Origin of the sequence: Bradyrhizobium sp. Tv2a-2 (assembly GCF_000472425.1) — a bacterium.
GTDB lineage: Bacteria > Pseudomonadota > Alphaproteobacteria > Rhizobiales > Xanthobacteraceae > Bradyrhizobium.
In genome coordinates, this window is sequence record NZ_AXAI01000010.1 from 59,699 (window position 1) to 86,399 (window position 26,701).

24 protein-coding genes and 1 pseudogene are annotated in these 26,701 nt (G+C 63.5%); 7 read left to right on the top strand and 18 right to left on the bottom strand.

From position 1 onward, the window contains the following. Nucleotides 1-158: 158 nt before the first annotated feature. Both A3AI_RS0121600 and A3AI_RS0121605 read left to right on the top strand, forming a co-directional pair. Nucleotides 159-998, top strand: coding sequence for a protein-disulfide reductase DsbD domain-containing protein (locus A3AI_RS0121600; RefSeq protein ID WP_024517571.1), 840 nt, complete (start codon nt 159-161; stop codon nt 996-998). 92 nt (nt 999-1,090) lie between these two features. Next, nucleotides 1,091-2,461, top strand: coding sequence for an oligosaccharide flippase family protein (locus tag A3AI_RS0121605; RefSeq protein ID WP_024517572.1), 1,371 nt, complete (start codon nt 1,091-1,093; stop codon nt 2,459-2,461). Between the two features lie 407 nt (nt 2,462-2,868). On the opposite strand, the gene A3AI_RS0121610 is transcribed toward A3AI_RS0121605, so the two are convergent. From A3AI_RS0121610 to A3AI_RS0121665, 12 genes and pseudogenes are all read right to left on the bottom strand, one after another. After that, complete coding sequence (locus A3AI_RS0121610) at nt 2,869-3,657, bottom strand: 3-hydroxybutyrate dehydrogenase (RefSeq protein ID WP_024517573.1); 789 nt, start codon at nt 3,655-3,657, stop codon at nt 2,869-2,871. Between the two features lie 5 nt (nt 3,658-3,662). Further along, on the bottom strand, nt 3,663-4,844 hold the full coding sequence (locus A3AI_RS0121615) for a DUF3734 domain-containing protein (protein WP_024517574.1): 1,182 nt from the start codon (nt 4,842-4,844) through the stop codon (nt 3,663-3,665). A gap of 84 nt (nt 4,845-4,928) precedes the next feature. Further along, on the bottom strand, nt 4,929-5,429 hold the full coding sequence (locus tag A3AI_RS0121620; protein WP_024517575.1) for a CAP domain-containing protein: 501 nt from the start codon (nt 5,427-5,429) through the stop codon (nt 4,929-4,931). Nucleotides 5,430-5,548: 119 nt separating this feature from the next. Then, entirely contained in the window at nt 5,549-6,586 is a 1,038-nt protein-coding gene (locus tag A3AI_RS0121625) for a sulfate/molybdate ABC transporter ATP-binding protein (RefSeq protein ID WP_024517576.1), read from the bottom strand. After that, nucleotides 6,583-7,410, bottom strand: a complete 828-nt coding sequence (cysW, locus tag A3AI_RS0121630) for a sulfate ABC transporter permease subunit CysW (RefSeq protein WP_036049182.1) — start codon at nt 7,408-7,410, stop codon at nt 6,583-6,585. Before cysW ends, A3AI_RS0121625 begins: the two co-directional genes overlap by 4 nt. Nucleotides 7,411-7,595: 185 nt before the next feature. Continuing rightward, the gene (gene cysT, locus A3AI_RS0121635; RefSeq protein WP_502685758.1) at nt 7,596-8,429 is read right to left on the bottom strand and encodes a sulfate ABC transporter permease subunit CysT; all 834 of its coding nucleotides are present in this window, start codon (nt 8,427-8,429) and stop codon (nt 7,596-7,598) included. 19 nt (nt 8,430-8,448) lie between these two features. Continuing rightward, complete coding sequence (locus tag A3AI_RS0121640; RefSeq protein WP_024517579.1) at nt 8,449-9,435, bottom strand: sulfate ABC transporter substrate-binding protein; 987 nt, start codon at nt 9,433-9,435, stop codon at nt 8,449-8,451. A gap of 86 nt (nt 9,436-9,521) precedes the next feature. After that, nucleotides 9,522-10,256 (bottom strand): phosphoadenylyl-sulfate reductase, encoded by a 735-nt coding sequence (locus tag A3AI_RS0121645; protein ID WP_024517580.1) that lies wholly within the window; start codon nt 10,254-10,256, stop codon nt 9,522-9,524. Continuing rightward, on the bottom strand, nt 10,253-10,768 hold the full coding sequence (locus tag A3AI_RS0121650; protein ID WP_024517581.1) for a DUF934 domain-containing protein: 516 nt from the start codon (nt 10,766-10,768) through the stop codon (nt 10,253-10,255). Before A3AI_RS0121650 ends, A3AI_RS0121645 begins: the two co-directional genes overlap by 4 nt. Further along, on the bottom strand, nt 10,755-12,410 hold the full coding sequence (locus A3AI_RS0121655) for a nitrite/sulfite reductase (protein ID WP_024517582.1): 1,656 nt from the start codon (nt 12,408-12,410) through the stop codon (nt 10,755-10,757). The genes A3AI_RS0121650 and A3AI_RS0121655 overlap by 14 nt, the downstream gene beginning before the upstream one ends. Before the next feature lie 10 nt (nt 12,411-12,420). Beyond that, a complete protein-coding gene (locus tag A3AI_RS0121660; protein WP_024517583.1) occupies nt 12,421-12,750 on the bottom strand; it encodes a DUF2849 domain-containing protein in 330 nt (109 codons plus the stop codon). Between the two features lie 79 nt (nt 12,751-12,829). Then, a pseudogene (locus A3AI_RS0121665) lies at nt 12,830-13,855 on the bottom strand (SAM-dependent methyltransferase); the annotation flags it as partial. A 416-nt stretch (nt 13,856-14,271) separates the two neighbouring features. Here A3AI_RS0121665 and A3AI_RS0121670 point away from each other — a divergent pair. Beyond that, nucleotides 14,272-16,434: a malate synthase G gene (locus A3AI_RS0121670; RefSeq protein ID WP_024517585.1), complete on the top strand. Its 2,163-nt coding sequence runs from the start codon at nt 14,272-14,274 to the stop codon at nt 16,432-16,434. 106 nt (nt 16,435-16,540) lie between these two features. On the opposite strand, the gene A3AI_RS47790 is transcribed toward A3AI_RS0121670, so the two are convergent. Beyond that, the gene (locus A3AI_RS47790; RefSeq protein WP_156927879.1) at nt 16,541-16,696 is read right to left on the bottom strand and encodes a Thivi_2564 family membrane protein; all 156 of its coding nucleotides are present in this window, start codon (nt 16,694-16,696) and stop codon (nt 16,541-16,543) included. A gap of 184 nt (nt 16,697-16,880) precedes the next feature. Here A3AI_RS47790 and A3AI_RS0121680 point away from each other — a divergent pair, with 184 nt between their 5' ends. After that, entirely contained in the window at nt 16,881-18,974 is a 2,094-nt protein-coding gene (locus tag A3AI_RS0121680; protein WP_024517586.1) for a methyl-accepting chemotaxis protein, read from the top strand. Between the two features lie 135 nt (nt 18,975-19,109). Here A3AI_RS0121680 and A3AI_RS0121685 read toward each other — a convergent pair whose 3' ends face one another. Next, nucleotides 19,110-19,769: a DUF2865 domain-containing protein gene (locus A3AI_RS0121685; protein WP_024517587.1), complete on the bottom strand. Its 660-nt coding sequence runs from the start codon at nt 19,767-19,769 to the stop codon at nt 19,110-19,112. 4 nt (nt 19,770-19,773) lie between these two features. Beyond that, nucleotides 19,774-20,568, bottom strand: a complete 795-nt coding sequence (locus tag A3AI_RS0121690; protein ID WP_024517588.1) for a L,D-transpeptidase — start codon at nt 20,566-20,568, stop codon at nt 19,774-19,776. A 225-nt stretch (nt 20,569-20,793) separates the two neighbouring features. On the opposite strand from A3AI_RS0121690, the gene A3AI_RS0121695 reads away from it, so the two are divergent. From A3AI_RS0121695 to A3AI_RS0121705, 3 genes are all read left to right on the top strand, one after another. Further along, a complete protein-coding gene (locus A3AI_RS0121695) occupies nt 20,794-21,906 on the top strand; it encodes an AI-2E family transporter (RefSeq protein WP_024517589.1) in 1,113 nt (370 codons plus the stop codon). Between the two features lie 75 nt (nt 21,907-21,981). Next, on the top strand, nt 21,982-22,332 hold the full coding sequence (locus A3AI_RS0121700) for a DUF883 family protein (RefSeq protein ID WP_024517590.1): 351 nt from the start codon (nt 21,982-21,984) through the stop codon (nt 22,330-22,332). A 136-nt stretch (nt 22,333-22,468) separates the two neighbouring features. Next, a complete protein-coding gene (locus A3AI_RS0121705; protein WP_024517591.1) occupies nt 22,469-22,900 on the top strand; it encodes a hypothetical protein in 432 nt (143 codons plus the stop codon). Nucleotides 22,901-23,078: 178 nt separating this feature from the next. On the opposite strand, the gene A3AI_RS0121710 is transcribed toward A3AI_RS0121705, so the two are convergent. The 3 genes from A3AI_RS0121710 to A3AI_RS0121725 all read right to left on the bottom strand — a co-directional run bounded on the left by A3AI_RS0121710 (nt 23,079) and on the right by A3AI_RS0121725 (nt 25,213). Continuing rightward, a complete protein-coding gene (locus A3AI_RS0121710; RefSeq protein WP_024517592.1) occupies nt 23,079-23,489 on the bottom strand; it encodes a hypothetical protein in 411 nt (136 codons plus the stop codon). A gap of 826 nt (nt 23,490-24,315) precedes the next feature. Then, the gene (locus tag A3AI_RS0121720) at nt 24,316-24,768 is read right to left on the bottom strand and encodes a universal stress protein (protein WP_024517594.1); all 453 of its coding nucleotides are present in this window, start codon (nt 24,766-24,768) and stop codon (nt 24,316-24,318) included. Between the two features lie 235 nt (nt 24,769-25,003). After that, complete coding sequence (locus tag A3AI_RS0121725) at nt 25,004-25,213, bottom strand: hypothetical protein (RefSeq protein WP_024517595.1); 210 nt, start codon at nt 25,211-25,213, stop codon at nt 25,004-25,006. Between the last annotated feature and the right edge of the window lie 1,488 nt (nt 25,214-26,701).

Below are 26,701 nucleotides of genomic sequence, written 5' to 3' on the forward strand. Positions count from 1 at the left end.
GACTATCCTGATATCGGGGCGCCGTTCTGTCAATCAAAGCATGACAGCCAAACCAAACGACGTCTTTCCTTTGATTAGCCCTCTTGCCACGCGAGAAGCGATGCACCATCACAAGCAATTCAATAGTTTGCGCAGCTGACAACCTGTAAAGACGTCGCATGAACTCCATTGTTCCAGCCCGCGCCTTGCTTGGCGTCGCGGCCAGTATTTTGCTTTCGCTGTTTGCCCCCAACGCCCATGCCCAGGACGCCTCGCCCTGGCAGGAGGACGCGCATTCCGCAGCCCGGCTGCTGGCGGGATCGCGCAGCGGCGCGGTGCTGCTCGGCGGCATCGCCCTCCAGCTCAAGCCGGGCTGGCATACCTATTGGCGCACGCCCGGCGATTCCGGCGTGCCGCCGCGCTTCGACTTCTCCAAGTCCGACAATGTCGAAGCTGTGACGGTGTTGTGGCCCTCGCCGACAAAATTCGACGACGGCGCCGGCGGCATCTCGCTTGGCTATCACGACCAGATCGTGCTGCCGCTGCGAATCGTCGCCAAGAATGCCGAGAAGCCGGTGACGCTGCGCGCCGACGTCAACTACGCCGTCTGTGAGAAGATCTGCATTCCCGTGCAGGCCAATCTCGAGCTCACGTTCAACAGCGTGGCGAGCACCGAGGACAGTGCGCTGTTCGCGGCGCTGGACACCGTTCCGAAGCCTGCCAATGTCGGCGATCCCAATCCGCTCACCATCCGCGACGTCAAGCGCGAGGGACGTTCCGAGGTGCTGGTTGACGTGGTGAGCCCCGACAACCGGCCGATCAATCTGTTCGTCGAGGGCCCGACGCCGGATTGGGGCCTGCCGGTTCCAAAGCTGTTGGACCACGGCCCGCCCGGCGTGAAGCGCTTTGCCTTTGCGCTGGAAGGCGTGCCGCCTGGCGTCAACCCTGAAGGCGCCGCGCTCAAGCTGACCCTGGTCGGCGCCGATCGGGCGTATGAGTTCAATATCAATCTGGAGTGACCGACGGCCGGGATCACCCAACCGTTTCTTAACGAAGGGTTGATAGACGATCCCATCGCCGCTGTCGCGGCCTCTCGCCGGATCCTCGCGCCGTGGCCTCAATCGACGCCCAACCCGCAACGAACCCGCAAAGCGGCGTGATCGCGCGGCTGCGCGCCGTGCTCGCGGGCGGGTCCAGCGAAGCGTCACTGACGCGCAGGCTCGCCGGCACCATCTTCATCATCCGCGTGCTCAGCGCAGGGCTTGCCTATGTCTCGCAGATCCTGCTCGCGCGCTGGATGGGCGGCTCGGACTACGGCATCTATGTCTATGTCTGGACCTGGGTGCTGCTGCTCGGCAGCATGATGGATTTCGGCATCTCCGCCTCCGCCCAGAAGATCATCCCGGAATACCGCATGAGCGGCGACCACGCGCGGCTGCGCGGCTTTCTCTCCGGCAGCCGCTGGATGACATTCGCGGCCTCCTCTGCGCTGTCGCTGCTGTTGGCGGGCCTGGTGAAACTGCTGTCGCCCTGGATCGCGGCAGGCGAAATCACCCCGCTCTATATCGGCTGCCTGACCCTGCCGCCCTTCGTCGTCGCCAACACCCAGGATGGCATCGCCCGCTCCCATGACTGGATGCCGCTCGGCCTGATGCCGCAATTCATCGTGCGCCAGGGCCTGATCGTCGCGCTGACCGCCGGCATCTTTGTGCTCGGCCTCGATCTCGGCGCCACGGCCGCGATGGCGGCAAGCGCCGGCGCGGTGTGGATTGCGATGCTCGGCCAGATGGTCGTGCTCAACCGCAGGCTCATGAGCCACATTGCACCGGGCCCGCGCGCCTATGATTTCCGCGGCTGGCTCGCAATCTCGCTGCCGATCATGCTGGTCGAGAGTTTTTACCTGCTGTTGTCCTACACCGATGTGCTGGTGCTGCAGCAGTTTCGGCCTTCCGAAGAGGTCGGCGTCTATTTTGCGGTCGTGAAGACGCTGGCGCTGGTGTCGTTCGTTCATTACGCGATGTCGGCAACCACGGCGCATCGCTTCGCTGAATACAACGCGCTGGGCGACAAGGCGCGGCTTTCGGCCTATATCGCGCATGCCATCAACTGGACCTTCTGGCCTTCGCTCGCCGCGACCATCGCGCTGCTCACCATCGGCAAGCCGCTGCTCCGGCTGTTCGGCCCGCAATTCGTCGTCGGCTACGACATCATGTTCGTCGCCGCGATCGGCCTTGTGGTGCGCGCAGCGATCGGCCCGGTCGAGCGCCTGCTCAACATGCTTGGTCACCAACACATCTGCGCAGCGGCGTACGCGGCTGCCTTCGCGATGAATGTCGTGCTGTGCCTCCTGCTGGTGCCGCGCTTCGGCGGCCATGGCGCGGCGGCCGCGACATCGATCTCGCTGAGCTTCGAAACGGTGCTGTTGTTCTGGATCGTCCGCAGCCGGCTCAGGCTGCACGTGCTGGCGTTCGGAAAGCGCTAAAGCGCGATGAGGTGAGGTTGGATCGAGCCGCAGGGTACACCTCTCCCGAAGGGAGAGGTCGAATTGCATCGACAGATGCAATCCGGGTGAGGGGTTATCGTCGATCGGTGGAGCTGCGGCCCCTCACCCGATTTGCGCCGGACGATGCTTCGCATCGCCGGGAGCAAATCGACCTCTCCCCGTCGGGGAGAGGTGCCCCCCGCGGCAACCAATCGAACCCAATCTCATCATGCTTTAAGCGTTTTCGAGCGAAGTAGGCACCGGTCTGCGTCAAGAAAACGCGTCAAAATAAGAATCCAGAGCTTCTGGTTCTGATTCGATCAGAACCGAAAAATGCTTCAGCCGCTTGCTCAGCCGCCATCAACCCGCGAAAGCGGGTGATCCACTACGAGGCATGACAGTTTCAGTTACTCCGCCGTCCAGCCGCCGTCGATCGAGAGGTTCGATCCGGTGATCTGCGCGGCGTCGTCGGTGCAGAGGAACAGCGCAAGCGCTGCGACCTGCTCCGAGGTGACGAATTCCTTGGTGGGCTGCGCGTCGAGCAGCACGTCCTTGATGACCTGCTCCTTGGTCATGTTGCGCGCCTTCATCGTCTCCGGGATCTGATGCTCGACCAGCGGTGTCCAGACATAACCCGGGCTGATGCAGTTGCAGGTGATCTTGAAGGTCGCAACCTCCAGCGCCACCGTCTTGGTGAGGCCGGCGATGCCGTGCTTGGCCGAAACATAAGCCGACTTGAAGGGGGAAGCGACCAGCGAATGGGCCGAGGCCGTGTTGATGATGCGGCCCCAGCCGCGCTTCTTCATGCCGGGCACCGCGGCGCGGATGCCATAGAAGGCCGAGGAGAGGTTGATGGCGATGATCGTCTCCCACTTCTCCGGCGGGAATTCCTCGATCGGCGCGACGAACTGGATGCCGGCATTGTTGACCAGCACGTCGACCGAGCCGAAGCTCTTCTCGCCGAGCGCAATCATCCCGGCGATCTCGGCGGGCTTGGTCATGTCTGCGGGCGAGTGCACGGCCTTGACCTTGAAGTCGCTCTCGATCGCCGAGCGCTCCTTCTCGATATCGGCGGGTGCGCCCATGCCGTTGAGCACGATGTTGGCGCCTTCGCTGGCGAATTTGCGCGCATAAGCGAGCCCGATGCCGCTGGTCGAGCCGGTCACAACAGCGGTCTTGCCTGACAAAATGCCCATTCCGTTCACTCCTTTTTTTTGACGGCGGCGCCGCCCTCGACGTCGCCGGTGAGATCATAGGTCACCATGGTCTCGCCGGATTGCGGCCGCTCCAGCCAATCCTTGTGGCGCATCGACAGATGGACGTCGCGGACGCCCGAATCCCAATGTTCCACCATGGCGACATGCGAAAAATCATAGTCCTTCGAATTGGTCTCGTAATTCTTGCTGCGGTAAATCAGATGCACGACCGTGACGGTGTTGTCCCGCGTCGCCTTGGCGAGGAATTCAACGGTGGGATCATTCTTCAAATTGTCCGGCAGCTTCTTGATCAGGTCGCGCACCGCCTTGCGCGCATTGTGGATCTGCCGGTTCTTGTCGGTGTTCATGCGGGTCCGGCTGGAGTAGCGGATGTCCTTCTCCCGCTCCGCCGCTTCGAGCAGGTTCCTCGGCAGATCTCCACGCGCGCTGAACAGGTCGACCTGGAAGATCAAAAGATCCCGATCGGCTTCCGCATCCAGCACATAGTCGAGCGGGGTGTTGGAGGCGATGCCGCCGTCCCAATAATGCTCGCCCTCGATTTCGACAGCGGGAAAGCCGGGCGGCAGCGCGCCAGACGCCATGATGTGCTCGGGACCGATCTTCTTGCCCATCTTGCGAAATTCAAAATTGTCGAAATAGCAGAAATTGCCCGTGGTGACGCTGACAGCGCCGACGCTGAGGCGGGTCTTGAGATCGTTGATGCGATCGAAATCGACCAGCCGCTCCAGCGTCTTCTTGAGCGGCCCGGTGTCGTAATAGCTCTGGGCCTGCGGGCTGCCGGGCGGCCATAGCGGCGCCGGCGGAAGGCGCGGGGTGAAAAAGCCGGGCACGCCGAAGGTTGCGATCAGCGCCGCACTGGTCTCGTTGAACAATGTGCGGCCGCGCTCGGTCCTGGTCGTTGGTTGCCAAGGCACCGGCGCTGAAACCATCTGCCAGAATTCCTTGAGCTTCTCGATGCGCTTCTCGCGCTCATTGCCGGCGATGATGGCGGCATTGACCGCGCCGATCGAGATGCCCGCGATCCATTCCGGCTCGAAATCAAAATGGCAAAGCGCCTGATAGGCGCCAGCTTGATAGGAACCCAGCGCGCCGCCGCCTTGCAGCACCAATACGGGCTGCGCTTTCGCAGGGGTCGTCGCCGGCATCGGATGGGCATATTCGGACATGGCTACCGTCGGACAACACGAAGGAACTGCACCGTGGCGCCCCTTCGCCGCGGCGTCAACCAGCCCAAGGTATGGTCTTGATCACTAAACCGCGCCCGGCTCGGCCAGAATCAACGTCCAGAACACCTTGTACTTGGTGTTGGGAGCATAGCCGGTCGCAATGCCCAATTTTGTGACACCGCTGGCCAACATATTCGCGCGATGCGGCGGCGAGTCGCGCCAGCCGGAAAAGGCTTCCGCCAGCGTGTGATAGCCCGCCGAGACATTCTCGACCGCCTTCGCGGCGGGATAACCTGCGCCGTTGAGGCGCTTTGCCAACGGCGCGCGGACGTCGTGATCGAGCTTGTTTGCGCCCGCCATCGCCTGCGCCTGGGTTTGCGCAAGCTGCATCAAGGCGGGATCAACCTCGACGGCGCCGAGCCCGTTGTTCTGGCGATATTGCGAGATCATGGCGGCGGCGGCCACCGGATCGAGCTTGGCGTCTGCGCTTGCCATATCGATATACATCGACGGCGTGGTGACCGGAGCCTCGGAGGCACAGCCCGCAAGCAACAATGTGACGAGAATTGCGGCAGCCGCGCGCATGAAATACCCCCAATGAGCGGGGAGTTGTTGCATACCAACCGTGGCCGAAAGGTGAAGATCGGGACAGTTTTCCTGCCGCTCCCGAGCGTCCGGAAGGACCGAAGCCGGAACGACAGTGTTTACGCTGCGAAAATGCGGTAGCGCCGGGGGCTCAGGCCGACCTGATCGCCAGGGCGGAGATCCTGGTCGCGCGGGGCATCGATCTCGATCGCAACCTTGGCCCGCGCCAGCAGCACTTCCGCGCGCTGAACCGGACCGAAGCTGCGCACGCGCGTAACCGCCCCCTGCAGCGCACCGGCACCGGCTGGAGCGACCTGCATGTCGTGGCGGCGGACGAACAGTTTTGACGGCCCGGAAGCGTGGCCTTGAGCGGCGAGCGGCAGCGCCTCGCCGCCGATACGCACCTCGCCATCGGCCACATCGACCGCGAGTTCGATGGATTCGCCGATGAAGCCGTGCACGAAGGCCGAGGCCGGATTGTCGTACACATCGTTCGGCGTGCCCATCTGCTCGATCTTGCCCTTGTCCATCACCACCACGCGGTTGGCGACTTCGAGCGCCTCCTCCTGGTCATGGGTGACGAAGATCGAGGTCATGCGGATCTGCTCATGCAGCGAGCGCAGCCACTGCCGCAGCTCTTTCCGCACCTTGGCATCGAGCGCGCCGAACGGCTCGTCGAGCAAAAGGATGCGCGGCTCGATCGCCAGCGCACGTGCCAGCGCAATGCGCTGACGCTGGCCGCCGGACAGCTGGCTCGGATAACGGTCGGCGAGCCAGTCGAGTTGTACGAGATCGAGCAATTCCTTGACGCGGGCGCGGATCGCGGCGTCGCTCTTGCGCACGCGGCGCGGCTGCACGCGCAGGCCGAAGGCGACGTTCTCGAACACGCTCATGTGGCGAAACAGCGCGTAATGCTGGAACACGAAGCCGACATGGCGCTCGCCGGCGCCACGCGACAGCGCGTTCTCGCCGTCGAAAGTGACCTCGCCCGTGTCGGGCCAGTCGAGACCAGCGATGATCCGCAGCAGCGTGGTCTTGCCGGAGCCGGACGGTCCGAGCAACGCCAGCAATTCACCATCCGCAACCTTCAAATCGACGCCGTCGAGCGCCGCGAAGCTGCCGAAATTCTTCCTGAGTTGCCTCACTTCAATAGTCACGGCACGTCCCTTTCGTCCAACCTGCGTTCGAGCAAGGTCTTGGCGATCAGCGTGATCAGCGCCAGCATTGCGAGTAGCGAGGCCACCGCAAACGACGCCACGAACTGGTATTCGTTGTAGAGAATCTCGACCAGCAGCGGCATGGTGTTGGTGAGGCCGCGGACATGGCCCGAGACCACCGAGACCGCGCCGAACTCGCCCATCGCGCGCGCGTTGCACAACAGCACGCCATAGAGCAGGCCCCATTTGATGTTGGGCAGCGTGACGCGGAAGAATGTCTGCAGGCCCGAGGCGCCGAGCGAGATCGCGGCCTCCTCCTCCTGCGTGCCCTGCTCCTGCATCAACGGGATCAGTGCGCGCGCGACGAAGGGGAAGGTCACAAACAACGTCGCCAGCGCGATGCCCGGCACGGCGAACAGTACCTGGACGCCATGGCTGGCGAGGAAAGCGCCGAAGAAGCCCTGCGCGCCGAACAGCAGCACGAAGACGAGGCCCGAGATCACGGGGCTCACCGAGAACGGCAGGTCGATCAGCGAGATCAGGACGGTCTTGCCGGCAAACTCGAATTTTGCAATGGCCCAGGCCGCGATCACGCCGAACACCAGATTGAGGCTGACGGAGATCGCCGCCACCAGCAGTGTCAGCCGGATCGCCGACAGCGCCTCCGGATCCGACAGCGCGGCAAAATAGGCGTTGATGCCTTTGGAAAAAGCCTGCGCGAAGACCAGGATCAGCGGCAGCACGACAAAGATCGAGAGAAAGGCAATTGCGATCGTGATAATGGCGATGCGGACGAAGTGTGGCTCGCTGCGCGGATTCTTGATTGCCGCACGCTCCGCTCTGTTCCCTCCCGTATCGGGAGAGGGTTGGGGTGACGAGCTGCCGTCTATCGCCGGACCTCCATCTCCCCTCACCCGGATCGCGTCGGACGATGCGATCCGACCTCTCCCGACGGGAGAGGTGAGCTCGGTCCGTGGCAATGACGTTTCCATGCTCATCCGCCGCCCTCTCAATGCGTAGGCGCGCGGACCTGGGTCCAGCGCTGCAGGCGGTTGACGGCAAAGATGATCACGAACGATGCAACGAGCATGATCACCGCAATCGCGGTCGCGTCCGCATAGCGAAACTCGGACAGCCGGATCACGATCAGCAGCGGCGCGATCTCGGACACGTTGGGCAGGTTGCCCGCAATGAAGATCACCGAACCGTACTCACCGACCGCGCGGGCAAAGGCGAGCGCAAGCCCCGTGAGCAGCGCCGGCGCAAGGCTCGGAAGGATCACCTTGGTGACGATGTGCCAGCGGCCGGCGCCGAGGCTCGCCGCCGCCTCCTCGATCTCGGGATCGAGGTCGATCAGCACCGGCTGCACGGTGCGCACCACAAAGGGAATGCCGATGAAGATCATGGCGACGAAAATGCCAATCGGCGTGAACGCCACCTTGATGCCGAGCTGCGCCAGCGGCGCGCCGAGCCAGCCCTTGTCGGCAAACAGCGCCGTCAGCGCGATGCCGGCGACCGCGGTCGGCAAGGCGAAGGGAACGTCGACGATGGCATCGAAGATGCGCCGCCCCGGAAAGCGGTAACGCACCAGCGCCCAGACCACGATCGTGCCCATCACGAGGTTCACGGCGGCCGCGGCAAACGAGAGTCCAAAGGAGACCTTCAATGCGCTCAGCGTGCGCCGGCTGCTCACGATGCCCCAGAACTGGTCGGGGCTGAGCTCGAATGTCTTGATGAAGAGCCCGGCGAGCGGAATCAGCACGATCAGCGACAGCCAAGTCAGGGTCAGGCCCATGGTGAGGCCGAAACCCGGTAGCGTGCTGCGTCGTCCTGCGCTCACAATCGCCTCGTTGCGATGGAGATCAGTTCTTGTAGATCTGATCGAAAATGCCGCCCTCGGCGAAATGTTCCTTCTGTGCCTTGGTCCAGCCGCCGAACACGTCATCGATGGTGAAGAGCTCGACGGACGCGAAGGATTTCTCATATGCCTTCGCAATCTGCGGATCGCGCGGACGATAGGAATTGCGCGCGGCGATCTCCTGGCCCTCCTTCGAATACCAGTATTTCAGATAGGTCTCGGCCACGGCGCGGGTGCCCTTCTTCTCCACAACGGTGTCGACGACGGCGACCGGCGGCTCGGCCAGGATCGAGAGTTTCGGCGCCACGATCTCGAACTTGTCGGCACCGAACTCGCGCAAAGCCAGATACGCCTCGTTCTCCCAAGCGAGCAGCACATCGCCGACGCCGCGCTCGACGAATGTGACGGTCGCCCCGCGCGCGCCGGTGTCGAGCACCGGAACGTTCTTGTAGAGATCGGCGACGAACTGCTTTGCCTTCTCGGCCGAGCCGTACTTCTTCTGCGCAAAGCCCCAGGCCGCGAGGTAGTTCCAGCGTGCGCCGCCTGACGTCTTCGGGTTCGGCGTGATGACGTCGACGCCTGGCTTGATCAGGTCGTCCCAATCCTTGATGGCCTTAGGGTTACCTTTCCGCACCAGGAACACAATCGTCGAAGTGTAGGGTGAGGCATTTTGCGGCAGGCGCTTTTGCCAGTCGGCGCCAATCAGGCCCTTGGCCGCGATCGCATCGATGTCATAGGCGAGTGCGAGCGTCACCACGTCGGCCTGCAGGCCGTCGATCACCGAGCGCGCCTGCGCGCCCGAACCGCCATGCGACTGCCTGATCTCGACGCTCTTGCCGGTCTCTTTCTGGTAAGCCGCCGCGAACGCCTTGTTGAAATCAGTGTAGAGCTCGCGCGTCGGATCGTAGGAGACGTTGAGCAGGGTGATGTCGGCGGCAATGGCCGAGCCGGCCCACAGCAGGGCCGCGGCAGCGAGGAACAGGCGATGCATCTCAATCTCCGTTGGCCGCGAGCTGCGGCTCTACGCGTTCTGTACAGGCGCGGGCGATCACCGACCTACGAAGATTTCCAGATATGCTAAGCAGTTTTCGTTATATGGATGCCGCACTCGGTCTTGGCGCGACCGCGCCAGCGACCGGCGCGCGCATCCTCGCCCGCCTCGGTGCGGCTGGTGCAGGGCATGCAGCCGACCGAGAGAAAGCCGGCAGCGACGAGCGGATGCGGCGGCAGATCGGCGGACTTATAGATCGCCTCGATTTCGGCGCGCGCAGCTTGCGCGAACGGATTGAATTTCAGCCTGACATCATCTTGCTCGACCACCGGGATCGCGGCGCGCAGGCCGCCCTGGAAGCGCTTGCGCCCATTGATCCAGGCACTGAACGGCTTCAACGCGCGCGCCAGCGGCTCCACTTTGCGGATGCGGCAGCAGGCGTCGGGATCGGAGAACCAGAGATCGCCGTCGGGATCCTTCTGCTTGAGCGCTTCCTGCGCCGGCTTGATCGAGCGCACGTCGCGCAAGCCCAGCGTCTTGATCAGGGTGTCGCGATAGGCCAGCGTCTCCTCGAAGATCCACCCGGTATCGAGAAAGATCACGGGGATCGCGGGATCGACATCCGCCATCACCTTGAGCAGCGCGGCCGACTCGGTGCCGAAGGAAGAGACCAGCGCCAATTTGTCGCGGCCAACGGTGCGCAGCGCCGCGGCGATGATTTCCGAAGGCTTGGCATCGGCAAGCGAGCGCGCGAGTTCCTCGGCTGCCGGCAGATGGTCTGCGGCCGGATCGGCGGTGAAGGGTGTCGCCAACGCGTTCATAGGCCCGCACTCTCGGAATGACGCAGCTGCAGGCGGCGGAACGGCGCCGCGACGCGGCCGTCGCCGGTCGGCTGGTAGAACACCGAATAGCGCTTCACGGTCTGGGTGTAGGCTTCGGCGTCGGCCTGCTTCTTGACGTCGAACGCGTCGAAGCCGGCGCGCAGCATGAACACGAACTGGTCGCGCAGCACCTGGCCCGTGGCCCGCAGCTCGCCGCGGAAGAAATAGCGCTCGCGCAACAGGCGCGCCTGGCTATAGGCACGGCCGTCGCGGAAGCTCGGGAACACCAGCGCTATCAGTGCCAGCCGCTCGACATAGGGCACGAGGTCCTCGACGTCGCGATTGTTCGGCCAGATCACGCCGACCTTCTCGCGCCGCTGCAGCACGAGTTCGGGGTCGGCGAGGAAGCGCGCGGCAGAGACCAGCACGGCGCCGCTCTCCGGCAAGGCCGCGTCGTCGGCGATGTGGACATACTCGTCCGCCTGAATTTTTCCGCCCTTAACGAGTGGCATAGACACGCTCCCTGAATGGTTCGACGCCGAGCCGCTTCACCGTGTCGACGAACAGCTCGTCGGGGTTGGCGCGCAGCGCGAGATAGGCTTCCACGATGTCCTCGATCACGTCGGCAACATCGTTGTAGGGCACCGCGGGGCCGATCAGCACGCCGAGTTCGGCCTTCTCGTCGGCACGGCCGCCAATGGTGATCTGGTAGAATTCCTCGCCGTTCTTCTCGACGCCGAGAATGCCGATATGGCCGACATGGTGATGACCGCAGGCATTGATGCAGCCGGAGATGTTGATGTGCAGCCGGCCGATCAGGTTGGCGGTGTCGTGATTGGCAAAGCGCCGGGTCAATTCCTGCGCGATCGGGATCGAACGTGCATTCGCCAGCGAGCAGTAATCGAGTCCGGGGCAGGCGATGATGTCCGACACCAGGTTCACGTTGGGCGTCGCAAGGCCGATCGTCTCGAGCGCCTTCCACAGCGCCGGCAGGTCGCGGCGGGCGACATGCGGCAGCGCCAGGTTCTGCTCATGGCCGACGCGGATTTCACCGAAAGAATATTTATCGGCGAGATCGGCAAGCGCGTCCATCTGGTCGGCGGTGGCGTCACCCGGAGGGCCGCCCACCGGCTTGAGCGAGATGGTGACGATCGCATAGCCGGTCGCCTTGTGCGGAAACACCGCGTTGCGCCGCCAGCGCTCGAACAGCGGATCGTGTGCCGCCTTGCGCAGCTCGTCCGGCATGTGCGGCAGCTTCTCGTAGGTCGGATAGGAGAAGCGCGAGCGGATGTCCTCGATGGTCTCGTCATCGAGCCTCAAGGAGCCGTCGCGAATCTGCTGCCACTCCTCTTCGACTTCCTGCGCGAACTTCTCGACGCCGAGCTCGTGCACCAGGATCTTGATGCGAGCCTTGTAGATGTTGTCGCGCCGTCCGTAGCTGTTGTAAACGCGCATGATGGCTTCGACATAGCTCAGGAGATCCCGCCCATGGACGAAGGGGCGGATGGTCTTGGCGATGAAGGGCGTGCGGCCGAGCCCGCCGCCGACCATGACCTCGAAGCCGGTCTCGCCCTGCTCGTTCTTGTGCAGCCGAAGGCCGATGTCGTGGATCTTGATCGCGGCGCGGTCATGCGGGTGCGCCGTGATGGCGAACTTGAACTTGCGCGGCAGAAAGGAGAATTCCGGATGCAGCGTGGTGTATTGCCGCAAGACCTCGGACCAGATGCGCGGATCCTCGATCTCGCCGGGCACGACGCCGGCCCACTGGTCCGACGTCACGTTGCGCGTGTTGTTGCCGGAGGTCTGCATGGCATGAATGCCGACCTCGGCGAGATCGGCGAGCGCATCCGGCAGCTCGGCGAGCTTGATCCAGTTGAACTGGATGTTCTGGCGGGTGGTGAAGTGGCCGTAGCCGCGGTCGTAGCGGCGCGCGACATGCGCAAGACGCCGCAGCTGCTTCGACGACAGCGTGCCATAGGGAATCGCGACGCGGAACATATAGGCGTGCAGCTGCAGATAGACGCCGTTCTGCAGCCGCAGCATCTTGAACTCGTCCTCGGTGAGCTCGCCCGAGAGGCGCCGCTTCACCTGGTCGCGGAATTCGGAGACGCGCTCGTTGATCAGCGTGCGGTCGATTTCGTCGTAAGCATACATGATGAGCTACTCACACCCGAGCCGGTTCTTGCACCGGCAGGCCGATGGTGACGCCGGTCGCGCGGATGGTTTCGCGCAGATTGCCCGGCGCGATGGCGCCACCCTCGCCGATCTCCACCGGCGCGATGTAGGCGCCGACCGCGCCGAGATCGTCAGCCGCGGATTCGGAGAGCAGCGCCCGCGCCTCATCGGCAGCGCGTACCACCGCTGCCTCGCTGAGATCGATCGACCATTCGCCGGCGGCAGTGCGATAGATCACCGCGCCGTCCCAGGTCCGGTTGGCGGTCACCACCGAGGGCTGGGTGATCTTGATTTTCTTTTGTTCCAGGGGAGAGGTCATGCGGGATTTCCAGGATGCCTAGGGATCAATTGATTGAGGTTTTCGCGAGCCGCGCGTGCCGCGCGGCTGCGGATCGGGAAAACGGCCGCACCTCGCCAGCCTCGGCGGCGACGCCCGGCACGATGAAATAGGTGACACCGGCCTCGCGCAGCGCGCCGATGTCCTTGCCGCCGCGGCCTGGCCCGAAGGCCTCGCCGGCCTTCAGCCGCACCACGCGGCGGCCGGACCTGGCGGCATCGACGATCTGCTGATCGACGACATCCTGGTCGCGACGGCTCACGGCGATGCGCGCGGCGTCGCGGCGGATGCGATCGAGAATTTCGGTTGAGACGTCGTCGTCATGGAAGACGATGTCGGCATCCTGTAGTGCGCGCAGCGCCTTTACTGTCAGGAGGTCCGGATCGCCCGGGCCGGCACCGACCAACGTCACGCTGCCTTCCGCCGCGCCCGAGGACAGCGCGCCGGCGAAGGCGGAGGGATCATCGATGTCGTTCAGCGCGGCCTCGGCCTCACCGTCGCGGCCGGACAGCACCAGCGCGCCGATCTTGCCGTCGATCACCTTTTCCCAGAAACGGCGACGAAGCATGAACTCGGGGATGCGGTCGTGGATCGATTTGCGGAAGCGGCCGATGAAGCCGGCGAGCTCGCCGATCCGGGCCGGAAGTGCCGCCTCGATGCGCTCGCGTACGCGGCGCGCCACCACGGGCGAGGCTCCGCCGGTGCCGACGGCGACCACGACATCGCCGCGGTCGACGATGGCCGGAAAGATGAAGGTGGAATGGGCAAGATCGTCCATGACGTTGACGGGCAGGCCGAGCGATTTCGCGCGGGCCGCCATCGCGACGCCGGTTTCACCCGCGCCGGCGCAGAACACGGCAATGACGCCATCGAGATCGGCGGCAAGCGGATCGCCCGAAGCGCGCACGACCTTTGCCGCCTGCGCCGGTTCCAGAGCGCTCACATCATGTGCGCCTGACAGCACATACCAGTGCACCGCAGCACCTGCCGCCGCGAGCACGCGGAGCTTCGCCTGCGCGAGGTCCCCGGAACCGATCAGAAGGACCGGTCCGGCTTGCAGGTCGAGAAACACCGGCAGAAATCGCATGTGACACTCGCTTCCCCAATCGCGGGGTATGCTAGAATTGTTTTCTTTATAGATAGCTTTCAAGCCTCGCAAAGAGAAAATTATTACTCTATATTGCGACGCAACGGTGGAATTTTTGCCTCTGGGAACCCACGCTCGCGACATGCTTTTTCTCAAATTATGAAAAGCATTTTCGAAAACGAGATAAGCAGTTTCCGTGCCGCCAATACCGCCGGGACCGCGCCGTGGATCACAATGTTTCAGAGCCCGCGGGAAGACGTCGTGCAGAGCTGAAAAAAGCGCCGGCAGCTTGCGCCGCGCGGCCTTTCGCTGTCCCCGTCTTTGGCGCTAAAAGGCTTTCGACGCCGCCCCTTTGGCGGCGCTTTTGCTCTCACTTCCAAAAACCAAGCGCCGCTTGCCCGCGAGAAAAACCCATCATGACGCGTATCGAAGCCCATGGATTGAAGATTGCCCCTGACCTCTTTGACTTCATCGCCAAGGAGGCGGCGCCGAAGACCGGGATCGACCCCGACGCGTTCTGGAAGGGGCTCGCCGGCATCATTCGCGATCTAGGGCCGAAGAACCGCCAATTGCTCGCCTTCCGCGATGAGCTCCAGGCCAAGATCGACGACTGGCATCGCGCCAACAAGGGCAAGGCGTTCGACATCAACGCCTATACCTCCTTCCTGAAGGAAATCGGCTACCTCCTGGCCGAGCCCGCGACCCAGAAAGTCGAAACCGCCAATGTGGACGACGAGATCGGCAAGATCTGCGGGCCGCAGCTCGTGGTGCCGCTGACCAATGCCCGCTATGCGCTGAACGCGGCGAATGCCCGCTGGGGCTCGCTCTACGATGCCTTCTACGGCACCGACGCGATCCCGCACGATCCGAGCGAGGGCGGGAAAGGCTACAACAAGGCGCGCGGCGACAAGGTGATCGCCAAGGCCAAGGCCTTCCTGGATTCCGCCGCACCGCTTGCGACCGCGAGCCACACCGACGTCACCTCCTACAGCGTCATCGCCGGCCAGCTCGCCGTGAAGCTGAAGAGCGGCAACGCCACCGCGCTGAAATCGCAGCCGCAGTTCGCGGGCTATCAGGGCGACGCGGCCGCGCCGTCGGCCATCCTGCTGGTCAACAACGGTCTTCATATCGAGATCAAGATCGACCGCAGCCATATCATCGGCAAGGACGATCCGGCCGGCGTCGCCGACATCGTGATGGAGGCCGCGGTCTCGACAATTCTCGACATGGAGGACAGCGTCGCCGCCGTCGATGCCGAGGACAAGGTGCTGGTCTATCGCAACACGCTTGGTCTGATGAACGGTACGCTGTCGGCCGATTTCGACAAGGGCGGCAAGACCATGACGCGGTCGCTGAACGCCGACCGGGTCTACAAGACGCCCGCAGGCGGCGAACTCACGCTGCATGGCCGCAGCCTGCTTTTGATGCGCAATGTCGGCCATCACATGTTCACCGACGCGGTGCTGGACGACAAGGGCAACGAGATTCCGGAAGGCCTGCTGGATGCCGCCGTCTCCGGGCTGCTCGCGATCCACGACCTCAAGGGCCATTCCAAGGTCAAGAACAGCCGCACCGGCTCGGTCTACATCGTCAAGCCGAAGATGCACGGTCCCGACGAGGTCGCGCTGACCTGCCAGATCTTCGAACGCGTCGAGAAGATGCTGTCCCTGCCCGCCGACACCATGAAGGTCGGCATCATGGACGAGGAGCGCCGCACCACCGTCAACCTCAAGGCCTGCATCCAGCAAGCCTCGAAGCGCATCATGTTCATCAACACCGGCTTCCTCGACCGCACCGGTGACGAGATCCACACCTCGATGGAAGCGGGTCCGATGATCCGCAAGAACGAGATGAAGGCGCAGCCCTGGATCAAGGCCTATGAGGACTGGAACGTCGATATCGGCCTGATCGACGGTTTGCCGGGCCACGCCCAGATCGGCAAGGGCATGTGGGCCGCCCCCGACAAGATGGCGGACATGCTGGCGCAGAAGATCGGCCATCCGCAGGCCGGCGCCACCACCGCCTGGGTGCCCTCGCCGACCGCGGCGACCTTGCATGCCCTGCACTACCACCAAGTGAACGTGCTGGCGCGCCAGCAGGAGCTTGCCAAGGGCGGACAGCGCGCCAAGCTCTCCGACATCCTCACCATTCCGGTGTCGAAGTCGAACTGGGCGCCCGACGATGTGCGGCAGGAGATCGACAACAACTGCCAGGGCATTCTGGGTTATGTGGTGCGCTGGATCGACCAGGGCGTCGGCTGCTCCAAGGTGCCCGACATTCACGACGTCGGCCTGATGGAAGACCGTGCCACCTTGCGCATCTCAAGCCAGCATCTGGCGAACTGGCTGCATCAGGGCGTCGTCACCGAGGCGCAGGTGATGGAGTCGCTGAAGCGCATGGCGATCGTGGTCGACAAGCAGAACGCGGGCGATTCGCTCTACAAGCCGATGGCGCCGTCTTTCGACGGCACAGCCTTCAAGGCCGCCTGCGATCTCGTCTTCAAGGGCCGCGAGCAGCCGAACGGCTACACCGAATTCATCCTCACCGCCCGCCGCCGCGAGGCCAAGGCAGCAGGGTAAATACAAGCCAATCCACTACGTCATTCCGGGGCACGTGAAGCGTGAACCCGGAATCTCGAGATTCGGGCTCGATGCTGACGCATCGCCCCGGAATGACGAGACGTGGCTAGAACACCGCCAGATATTTCAGCAGCGACACGATGCCGATGATGATCACGATCACACGGGCGATCTGCTTGGCGCGGCCGTCGAGCGGCAGCATGTTGATGAGATAAAGCACGAGGATGACGACAAGGAAGGTGACGAGAACGCCGACGATCATCTGCAACCCCCAAAAGCGAACGGTTAATGCCTGATTAACGCTGCTCGCCCCTCCGGGTTCCCACACCGGAACCTGGCTTAAAACGGTAAGATTTTAGGCGGCCGCGTAATAATACGGCAATCATGCTGTCTAAGTTTTTACGGTTTCCGGTTCAGATGCATGCGGGAATTTGGAGTGCCCCAACATGTTGAACCGTTTGACCATATCGGCCCTTTTGCAGGCCGTAATCCTTGCCGCCGCGCTCATCATTGTGCTGGTCTTTTCGTTCAGCGCCTGGGACTCCTGGGAGCGCGTCCAGATCACCAATCGCATCGCACTGGTCGCCGATGCGTCGGCCGGCATGTTCAAGGCGATGGATCGCCTGCGCGCCGACCGCACCACGACCAACCGCGTTCTGATCAATGACGACAAGCTCGGCGGTGAGGTCGAGCGCTACATCCGCGCTCTCCGCGACGCCGAGATGCCGCCCATGGCCCATGCGCTGGAAGTACTGCCGGGCATCGGATTTGCCCAGCAGGACACGCTGGTGGGCGAGTTCGACCGCCTGTTCAAGACGCTGACCGCGCAGCAAAACGACTTCTGGCAGGAGATGAGCAAGCCGAAGGCCTCGCGCCGCGCCGCGCTCGGCAAGGAATTTATGGACACGGAGACCGCGCTGCTCACGCTGCTCGACAAGATCTCGGGCGTGCTCGCCAGCGACGTCAACCACCAGGATGCCGTCATCGACCAGCTGCTGCTGATCAAGCAGACGGCCTGGCTACTCCGCAACACGGCCGGCGAGGCATCACTGATCGTCTCGAGCAATCTTCCAAGCGGCAAGGTCACGCCGGAGACGCGCCTTGCCTACATCAAGTTCGTAGGCGGCACGGAAGCCGCGTGGAAGGCGTTGCAATTGTCGATGGAGGGCATGAAGGCCTCGCCCACGCTCTCCGCCGCGATGGAGAATACCAAGACGAGTTACTTCGATCAGCAATATACCGCGCTGCGTGACCGCCTGATCAACGCGATGGCGACAGGCGAGAAGCCGGAGATGGTCGCCAATGACTGGAGCCCCTACACTGTCGCCCGTCTCAACGCTGCCGTCGGCGTCGCCGACGCCGCGCTCGAAGCGGCCAAGACCTACATCGCAGACCAGCATTCGCTGGCGGTGCGCTCGCTGACCCTGCAGCTGTTCTTCCTGATCGCGGCGATCGCCTTCTCCTGCGGAGCCATGCTGATGGTCAGCCGCCACGTGATCAAGCCACTGCATCACATCCGCGACGACATGCTGAAAGTGGCCGGCGGCGATCTTGCCGTCCAGACCGGCTATGGCGCGCGCCAGGACGAGATCGGAGCGCTCGCGGGCGCGCTGGAGACCTTCAAGCAGCAGGCCGAGGACAAGCTGAAGATCGAGGCGCAGGAGCGCGAGCGCAATGCAGGCGCCGCAGCACGCCAGCGTACGATGGAGAACCATGTCGGCGAGTTCGAGAGCCTGGTGCGCGGGAGCCTGCGCGAGCTCGGCGAGGCCTCCGGCGCAATGCGCGGCACCTCCTCGAGCCTGACCGCAGTCTCGCGCCAGACCAACGAGCGCGTCGAGGTCGCGCAGAAGGCGTCCAGCGAGGCTTCGCTGAGTGTCGAGAGCGTCGCCTCGGCCTCCGAGGAGCTCAGCGCCTCCATCAACGACATCAGCCAGCAGGCAGCGCATGCGGCCGGCATTGCAAGCCGTGCGGTGGGCGAGGCGAGCCAGACCGACGGCACCGTGCAGGGGCTCGCCAAATCGGCCGCCCGGATCGGCGAGGTGGTCGGCCTGATCAACACCATCGCGGCGCAGACCAACCTGCTTGCGCTCAACGCCACCATCGAGGCGGCGCGTGCGGGCGAGGCCGGCCGCGGCTTTGCCGTGGTCGCCTCCGAGGTCAAGTCGCTGGCGAGTCAGACGGCGAAGGCGACCGACGAAATCTCGGAGCAGATCGCCGACATCCAGAAGGTGGCGGGCGATGCGATCGACGCCATCAAGCGGATCGGCAGCATCATCGGCGAGGTCAACGAGGTCGCAACCGCGATTGCCGCCGCCGTGCAGGAACAGGGCGCCGCCACCCAGGAGATCACCCGCTCCACCCAGTTCGCGGCGCAAGGCACCAAGAACGTCTCGGACAACATACTCGGCGTCAAAACCGACGCCGACGCCTCGGCCTCGGCCGCGGAAAACGTCAAGCAGGCCTCCGAGACGCTGGAGACGCAGAGCCAGCATCTGGGCCAGCAGGTGACGGAATTCCTGGCGAAGATCCGCGCGGCGTAATCCAGGCGGGCGGAAGCTGGAAAGATTGACGACCAGCCTCCCGATCCCACGTCATTGCGAGCGAAGCGAAGCAATCCAGGGCCTTGCGGAAGGCTCTGGATTGCTTCGTCGCTTTGCTCCTCGCAATGACGGAAACTACCTCCCCGCCGCCACCACGGGCAGGTTGCGATAGCGCGCCCGCGCTGACTGCGGCAGCGGGGTGAAGTTCGCCGCGCCGCGCGACGCATCGCGCGTCGCCACCTCGAGGCCCTTCCGACCCGCGACGAGATCGCCCTTACGAAGGGTCGGATCATTGTCGACTGGAATGGACGCGAGGCCGGCAGGGTCCTTGCCGTTGCAGGTGCAGCCCGCGACCAGCGCGGTGCGATAGCGGTAGGCGTTGGGCAGCTCGGAATAGGGCTTGCCGTCTTCAGTGACGGCGCTGTCGATTTCGCTGCCGTAGACCAGCGCGATCGGGCTCGCCGGACAGAAGTTGCTGCAGCTCTCCGCACGGCTGTTGCTGTCCGGGCCGGCGATGGGGAAATAGCGGCCGTCGCAACTGCGCACGCACCAAGCCTGGCCGCCGCCGCCATGACTGGCGCGGCGACGCGGCACCTCGACCCGACCATCGTCGCGGTCGAAGGGCGGGGCGAAGAACACCCGGGGTGGGAACGCTCGGGGTAGCGGCGCCGGCGGTCGCGCGCCGAAGGCGCCAAACAAGGCCGAGAAGAAATCCCCAGCCTGCGCCGTGAGCGGCAGACATGCCGCGCTCACGGCGAGTGCCAGGCCAAGAAAAATCTGTGTGCGGCTTCGCATCGGCTTAGTCGACCGTGTTGGTGGACAGCATCACCGCCTGCCGGCCTGACGGCAGCGGCGCAGCAACTGGATGCAGCGCGGCCGGCGTCGGGTTCAGCCGGCGTGCCTGCAGCGGTGCACTCCTCTTCGAAGGCATATTCTTGGGCAGCACCACGACCTTGCTGCCGACGGTGACGCGATTGAACAGATCCGTGACGTCCTCATTGGTCAGGCGAATGCAGCCCGAGGAGACGAACTTGCCGATGGTGGTGGGGTCGTTGGTACCGTGAATGCGGTATTCGCTGCTGCCGAGATACATCGCGCGCGCACCCAGCGGATTGCCGGGGCCGCCGGCCATGAAGCGCGGCAGATAAGGCTGGCGCGCGACCATCTCCGACGGCGGATACCAGTCCGGCCATTCCGCCTTGCGGCTGATGGTCTGGGTGCCCGACCAGGTGAAGCCCTGACGGCCAACCCCGACGCCATAGCGGATAGCGCGTCCGCCGCCGAGCACGTAATAGAGCACGGTATTGCCCGTATCGATGATGATGGTGCCGGGCGCCTCGGAGGTGTCGAGATTGATCACCGTGCGGCGCAGCCGCTCCGGCAGCACGCTGTCCTCATCCGCACTGCCGATGCCGGCCGGCGGGCTCTGGACATAGCCTTGAGGAAAGCCGTTCGGATCGCTTGGCGCGTAGCCGAGCGCCTGAGCACTCGCCGCGCCGGAGGACAGGCTGCAGGCGAGGAAGGCCGCACCGGCAAGGACGGATGCGCGGCTGGCGCGCGACAGAGTGAGCGCTAAGGGAAAAAGCTTGATCATGTGCCGCCCCTTGGAATGGAAGTGCATCGCCGTGATGCTGTGCTCGAACAAACGCAGCTGAGGCGTCGGCGGTTCCGCACCGGCGCGTTGCAGACACGACACGGTCAAGCTCATCCCCTCTCACGTTCGCGCGATGGAACCGCCCGAGGAAGCGCGGGTTAATGAACATCGCGGTTCGGAAGGCGCGGCGACGACGAAGTCAGTCCAGTGCAGGGATTAGTCTGAATGCGTGTCCTTCCCAGTGAGCGTCTGTTGTCCAACACGCCCTCAAGCACCCCCGTGTCCGACACGGTGGCCGAGCTTCCCCCCGTCATCCGCCGGACCGAGGTTGTTGCGCTCGCCCTCGTCGGGCTGCTCCTCATCGGCATCGGCACCGTGCTCTATCTGGCCAAAGGTTTCTTCCTGCCGGTCGTGATGGGCTTTGTCGTCGGCACCATGCTGTCGCCGGCCGCGAATGTCCTGGAGCGCAACAAGATCCCGCGATCGCTTGCAGCAGTGCTGATCGTGATGGCCGTCGGCGCCATGGTGACCTTCATCATCGGCCTGATCTCGGCGCCCCTGATGGAATGGAGCACCCACCTGCCCCAGCTTGGCACGCAGTTGAAGGAGAAGCTGCACGTCTTCGACCGCCCGCTGGCGCTCTGGCAGGACCTGCAAGCCATGCTCGGCAACGCAAATTCGCCCAGCAGTTTCCAGTTACCGAGCTTCGATTGGGTTCAGCCGACGATCGGATTCCTGTCGCCGACCTTCACCGAATTCCTGCTGTTCTTCGCAACGCTTGTCCTGTTCGTCGCCAGCTGGCGTGACCTGCGGCGTACCCTGATCATGGTATTCAGCGACCGCGACGCACGGCTCAGGACGCTTCGCATCCTCAACGAGATCGAGGTGCATCTCGGCAACTATCTCCTGACCGTGACGGTCATCAATGCCGGCCTCGGCATCGCCACCGGCCTCGTTTGCTGGATCGCGCAGATGCCGCGTCCGGCGGGGCTCGGCGCGCTCGCCGCGACCTTAAACTTCATTCCGATCATCGGCCCGATCGCGACCTTCATCATCCTCGCCCTGGTCGGCATCGTCGCACTGCCGAGTCTTGGTGCGGCCTCGGTCGCCCCAATCGCCTTTTGCGGCATCGCCTTTCTGGAGGGACATTTCATCACGCCGACCATCATCGGGCGGCGGCTGGCGCTCAACGCCCTTGCCGTCTTTCTCGGCATCGCTTTCTGGACCTGGATGTGGGGACCGATGGGCGCGTTTTTGTCCTCACCGCTCCTGATCGTCGCCGTGATCCTGAAAGAGCATCTGTGGCCGGTCAATTCGCCGCAGCTGCCGGACGCGTGACGGGTTTCACGCGAGGAACTTAGCCGAGCCGCCGGCGTTTTCGGCTCGACACGCAACAAAGCATGGGAGCCTGCCATGGCGAGCGCCGATGCAGAGATCTTGATGAGGAACACGATGGGTGATGCAGCCTATGACCGCCTCGAGAAGGATGTAATCAAGGTGAAAAGAGACATTGCCGACCTGACGGACCATATCACCGACACAGTCAACGCGCTGGGAGACGCCGCGAGACGGCAGGCACGGCGCGGTTACAAGCAGGCGATGGACGACCTGTCCGAGCGCTCCGGTGCCATGATGGATGCGGCGCAGGATGCCGCGGCCAGTGTCGAGGAGCGACTCGAAGACATCATCACGCAGCGGCCGCTCGCCACCGTCGGCCTTGCGCTGGGCCTCGGCCTGCTGATCGGCATGAGCTGGCGTCGATAGAAACTTCTGCCTCGAGGCAATCTGCGGCCATAAGGAGCGGCAACGATGTCCATGACAGCGGGCCTGCTGAAGGGATGGCGGCGCTGGCTTGAGGCGCTCGCCTTTGTCGAGGCGCTCTACAGATCGAGGCGCAAGCATGCCCTTACGTATCGTCGATGAACTTAAGGATGCGACCGCCTCTACTCTGCGGCAGGCCACGCTGGTATCGGCCATCGTGCTGGCGCTTGCCATCGCCGCGGGCTTCCTGTGTGCGGCCGCTTTCGTTCTCGTGCTTCAGAGCTACGGTGCCGTGGCGGCCTGCCTCGCCCTTGCCGGCATCTTCTTGCTGATCGCCATCATCGCTGCGGTGACCTACACCGTCCGCAAGCGACAGATGGAGGTACGCGCTCGTCAGCGGCGCACCAAGGCGGCGCATCTGCTTGCCGATCCCCTGGTGCTCACGACGGGGCTGCAGATCGTCCGCGCCGTCGGCCTGAAACGTCTGATCCCGCTCATCGCCATCGGCGGCGTAGCGCTCGGATTCCTGGCGACTCGCAGCGCCGCGCAAGACGAGGCCCCGGCCGAGTAGATCGAGCCTGGCGCTTTAGCCTCGTGTCAGCTTTGCTTGTCCGTGCTGTCCCGTCATTGCGCGGGAAAGGCGAAACAATCCAGAGCCCGGGGCACTAGATTGCTTCGCTCCTCGCATTGAGGGACGGCAACGTGCCGTACTTTATAGGGCACGGCTTTCGCCGCGACGGCGCGCTAGATCAAGTCACGCAGCGGCCGGGCTGCAGCTTGTGCGCGACCTCGGTCAGGACGCTGACCACCGGCTCGCAGGCCACCATCGGCTTGCTCTGGGTCTGGCCCGACTGGATCAAGGGCCGGCTGCGCGTTGTCTCGCGTGCCACCTTGATCAGGGGGATGCGAACCAGCACGGAGGTACCCGGCAGATCGCCGGGACGGAAGGCGATCGTCCGGGTCGGCATCACAGGCGATGCGACGCTGGCCCGATCCGCCTTGTCGGCGCGGTTGATGACGGCCTCGCCCGGCTTGCCGGACAGCAGCGGCAGGGAAAGATCGTGCCCTGAGGCGAACTGCACTGCACCCAGCGTCAGCGAAACCACGGCGGTACCGAAAACGATCTTAATCAGACTTGGTTTGACAAACAGACTTGGCATGGCGGAGGTCCCCGTCCCATGAACAGTCACTTAACGTTGGTCGCGGGAACCCGGTCCTTGGTCGTGCGATCACTTAACCGTGTGCAAAAAATTTTTGGCCCTCCGGAACGACTCGCGTGCCCGGGAGTCATCCCGGCAGCCGGTTATTCCCCCCTGCCCCATTGACCGGTGACGTAGGGCGCGGCTGTGGTGATGCCAGCCGCGCCCTGCTTTTTGCAGATAATTCAGCGAAATCGCCCTAACCACCCCACCTCGGGCCAAGCGACGGCGGCGGGCCGACCCGGCAAACCGTTGGCGCGCCACGCGAGTTATCCGCGGTATGGCGTCGGCTCGAGGGTTATGAGGGCTGGCCGAACTGCCGGCCCCTTTCTGGGCGGGATTGCGTTCAGAAGCCAGGACCCTCCAAAAAGTGGATCGCAAGCCAGAAGAGGGCGGCGACCATTGCTATCACGATGCAAATCGAAACCCACTGCAGAGGGCTCGCGCGGCGGACACCCCACCACAGGCGATGCCTTTGCTCTGCGTCTGTCTCGTCAGGGTCCCGCTTCTGATCAGATATCGGTGCGGTCATCGCTCGCGCTCCAGCACTCACATCGCCTTTCCCGCTCCGTTGAGCGGCGTTCGGGCCCTTACTTTTGCTGCCGATTGGTCGCGCGCTGCGGCGCCTTCAGCCGGAGTTTCACCCAGCGAACGGAAGCTAGCCCTGCACCATTCATTTCTGTCCGCTAAAGCATGATCCGGAAAAGTGTGTAGCGGTTTTCCGAAACGATCATGCTCAATCAAAGACCTAAAGCGCGATGACGATTCAACCAAATCTCATCGCGCTTTAGTGCACCACCAACACCGGCACGCTTCCGTCCACCAGGACCTCAGATGTCTGACTCCCCAGGAACAGCTTCCTGAGGCCGCGACGCCCGTGAGAGGCCATGACGATCAAGTCGCAGTCTCTCAACTTTGCTGCTTCGATAATCGCAGTGGCCGGGTGCGCATTCGGAACATGCAAGAGTTCTACAGACTTCCCGATCTGCTCCGCCATGGCTCGAGCTTCATCGAGCACTTCGCCCGCACGTTCCCTGCAGGCCGCGTCATAGCGATCAAATTCTTGCTGGGTGGGAATCCATCCCGAGTCGTGTCCGCTCCCATAGTAGACCGGCAGCGGTTCCGTTACAGTGATGACTGTCGCTTTGGCGTTCAAGGCCTTTGCTAAGGCAATCCCATGCTTCAAGCCTTTGCTCGCGACATCCGATCCATCTGTGCTCAAGAGAATATTGGCGTACATTCGGGGCTCCTTGCTCGTCGAACGCTTTCCCTAAGAACTGCTCGTCACTTGTACGGACCGACGTCGCCGTCCGTCTGGGGGCCGATCCCAAACCCATTCGTGGACCAACGCGCGTCCGGTGATGGGCCCGTTTCAAGACCTGAGCCGATGTCCGGTTTGAGTCTGCAATTCGCCGACCAGCGGTCATTGGGTCAAGCCGCGCTTACGAACCTCGACTTGTGAGGACACGGCCTAACTAGCCAGAATTACGCCTGACGATCTTCAGCGCCAGCAGCCCCATGCCACAGGCGAGAGCAATAACCCCCACCGCGATGAGTTCGGGCGAGAGACCGCTTGATCGATATTCAAGACCAAGCGCGATGCAGAGGATGCCGAAAAAGATCAGGACCAACCCGCCAAACTTCTTCACCAGAAAAAGCGGCCCATCAGCAGTGTTTGCAGCCATGTTGAACCTCCTGCCATCTCCGCGGTGGTGGCGCGTCTATCATAGCGGGCGACGTGCGTACCCACACCGGCTTCAAATACTGAGTATCAGGGGGCAAAAACCCGGAGCCAAGGGGATTGATTCTAGATCGCGCGCGTCGGCATTGGGCTCCCTGTACTCCTCGGCTGGAGCCAGCATGTGTAGGCGGCGCGGGTCTCCAGGCCTTTGCTGCACGAGGGTGGCGCCTATGTCCGGCTCGCCAAGGCGGGCGCGGCGCCGTTCGCTTGACGGGGATCAATTCGAGTTGCGGAAATCGAAAGGGGCCGCCTTCAGCGACCCCACCGGTGAAAATGTATTCGGAATGCTTCCCCAACGCAGAGATCGCGACGCCTTGATTTACCAACCGAAAGCGTAAGACCCAGCGCAGACGTTCACCCAGCGAAAACCGTTCCATTGGTTACAGTTGCTGCTCCAGCCCCCGTTGTTGCCCCAGCCTCCACCCCAGCCCCAAGGACTGGTCGCAGCAACACCCGCCGCGACACCAGCGGCAACGGGCCATCCCCAACCGCCCCAGCCTCCACCCCAGCCTCCGCCCCAGCCGCCACCCCAACCGGGGCGTCCGGCAGCAGCCACACGCCAACCCGGACGTACTCCACCACCCCAGCCGGGGCGTACGACCGCAGCGCGACGAACGCCGACCATACCCATGGCACCGCGTCCCGCGAAGCGGCCGCCCCTAAATCCGGCGGCACCCGTACCCATGGCACCGCGTCCAGAGAGGCCGCCGCCCCTAAATCCGCCGCCGCCTCGAAAGCCCCCTCTTGCGGCGGCAGGGTCTGGAGTCAGTGCTATGAGCACTGCGATGATCCCAAAACCGGAAATGATAGCTGATGTCTTTTTACGCATTTTCATCACTCCCTCACATTTTTTGGTTGTCTTCACTTTGACGAGGCGCCGTCATCTGCGGCGATACCTCGATTTCACGAGGGCAAAAGCGGAACTCGCGTCAAAGGCAGAACTCGCGTTTACGTATCAACAATGCGAACCGCGCGGAACGGTTGCACCCTCGCACGAAATGACGGTCACATAATTGTAAGCGCGGCGGTGCGATTCGCGCCGGGCGAGCCTCGCGGGGTGGGGTTCGAAGGCACTTGAGCGGTGCGCAACGATGCGCAGCCGGGAACACCGGTTCACTGGCTTGAGTGCTGGACCGTCAATCTGGAATTTGGCGACCTCAGAACGAGAAGATCAGCCAGACCTCGAGTGCGGTCACGGCGACGCCTAGTGCGACGATGCCGATGCAAAAGCCCCGATCCTCGCCCGTCATTGCAGAAACCCCGGACGCAACTTAAGCGCTAATCAATATATAACACACGCCTGGCTGAAAAGACAGAGAAGCTGCCGCATTGAAAGATACGCGTCCGGCATTGCCGCCGGGCTAGCCATAACCGCTGGCGATTTTAGCGATGATGTTCCGGACAACGCTGTGCCAACACCTGTGTCCAAGCC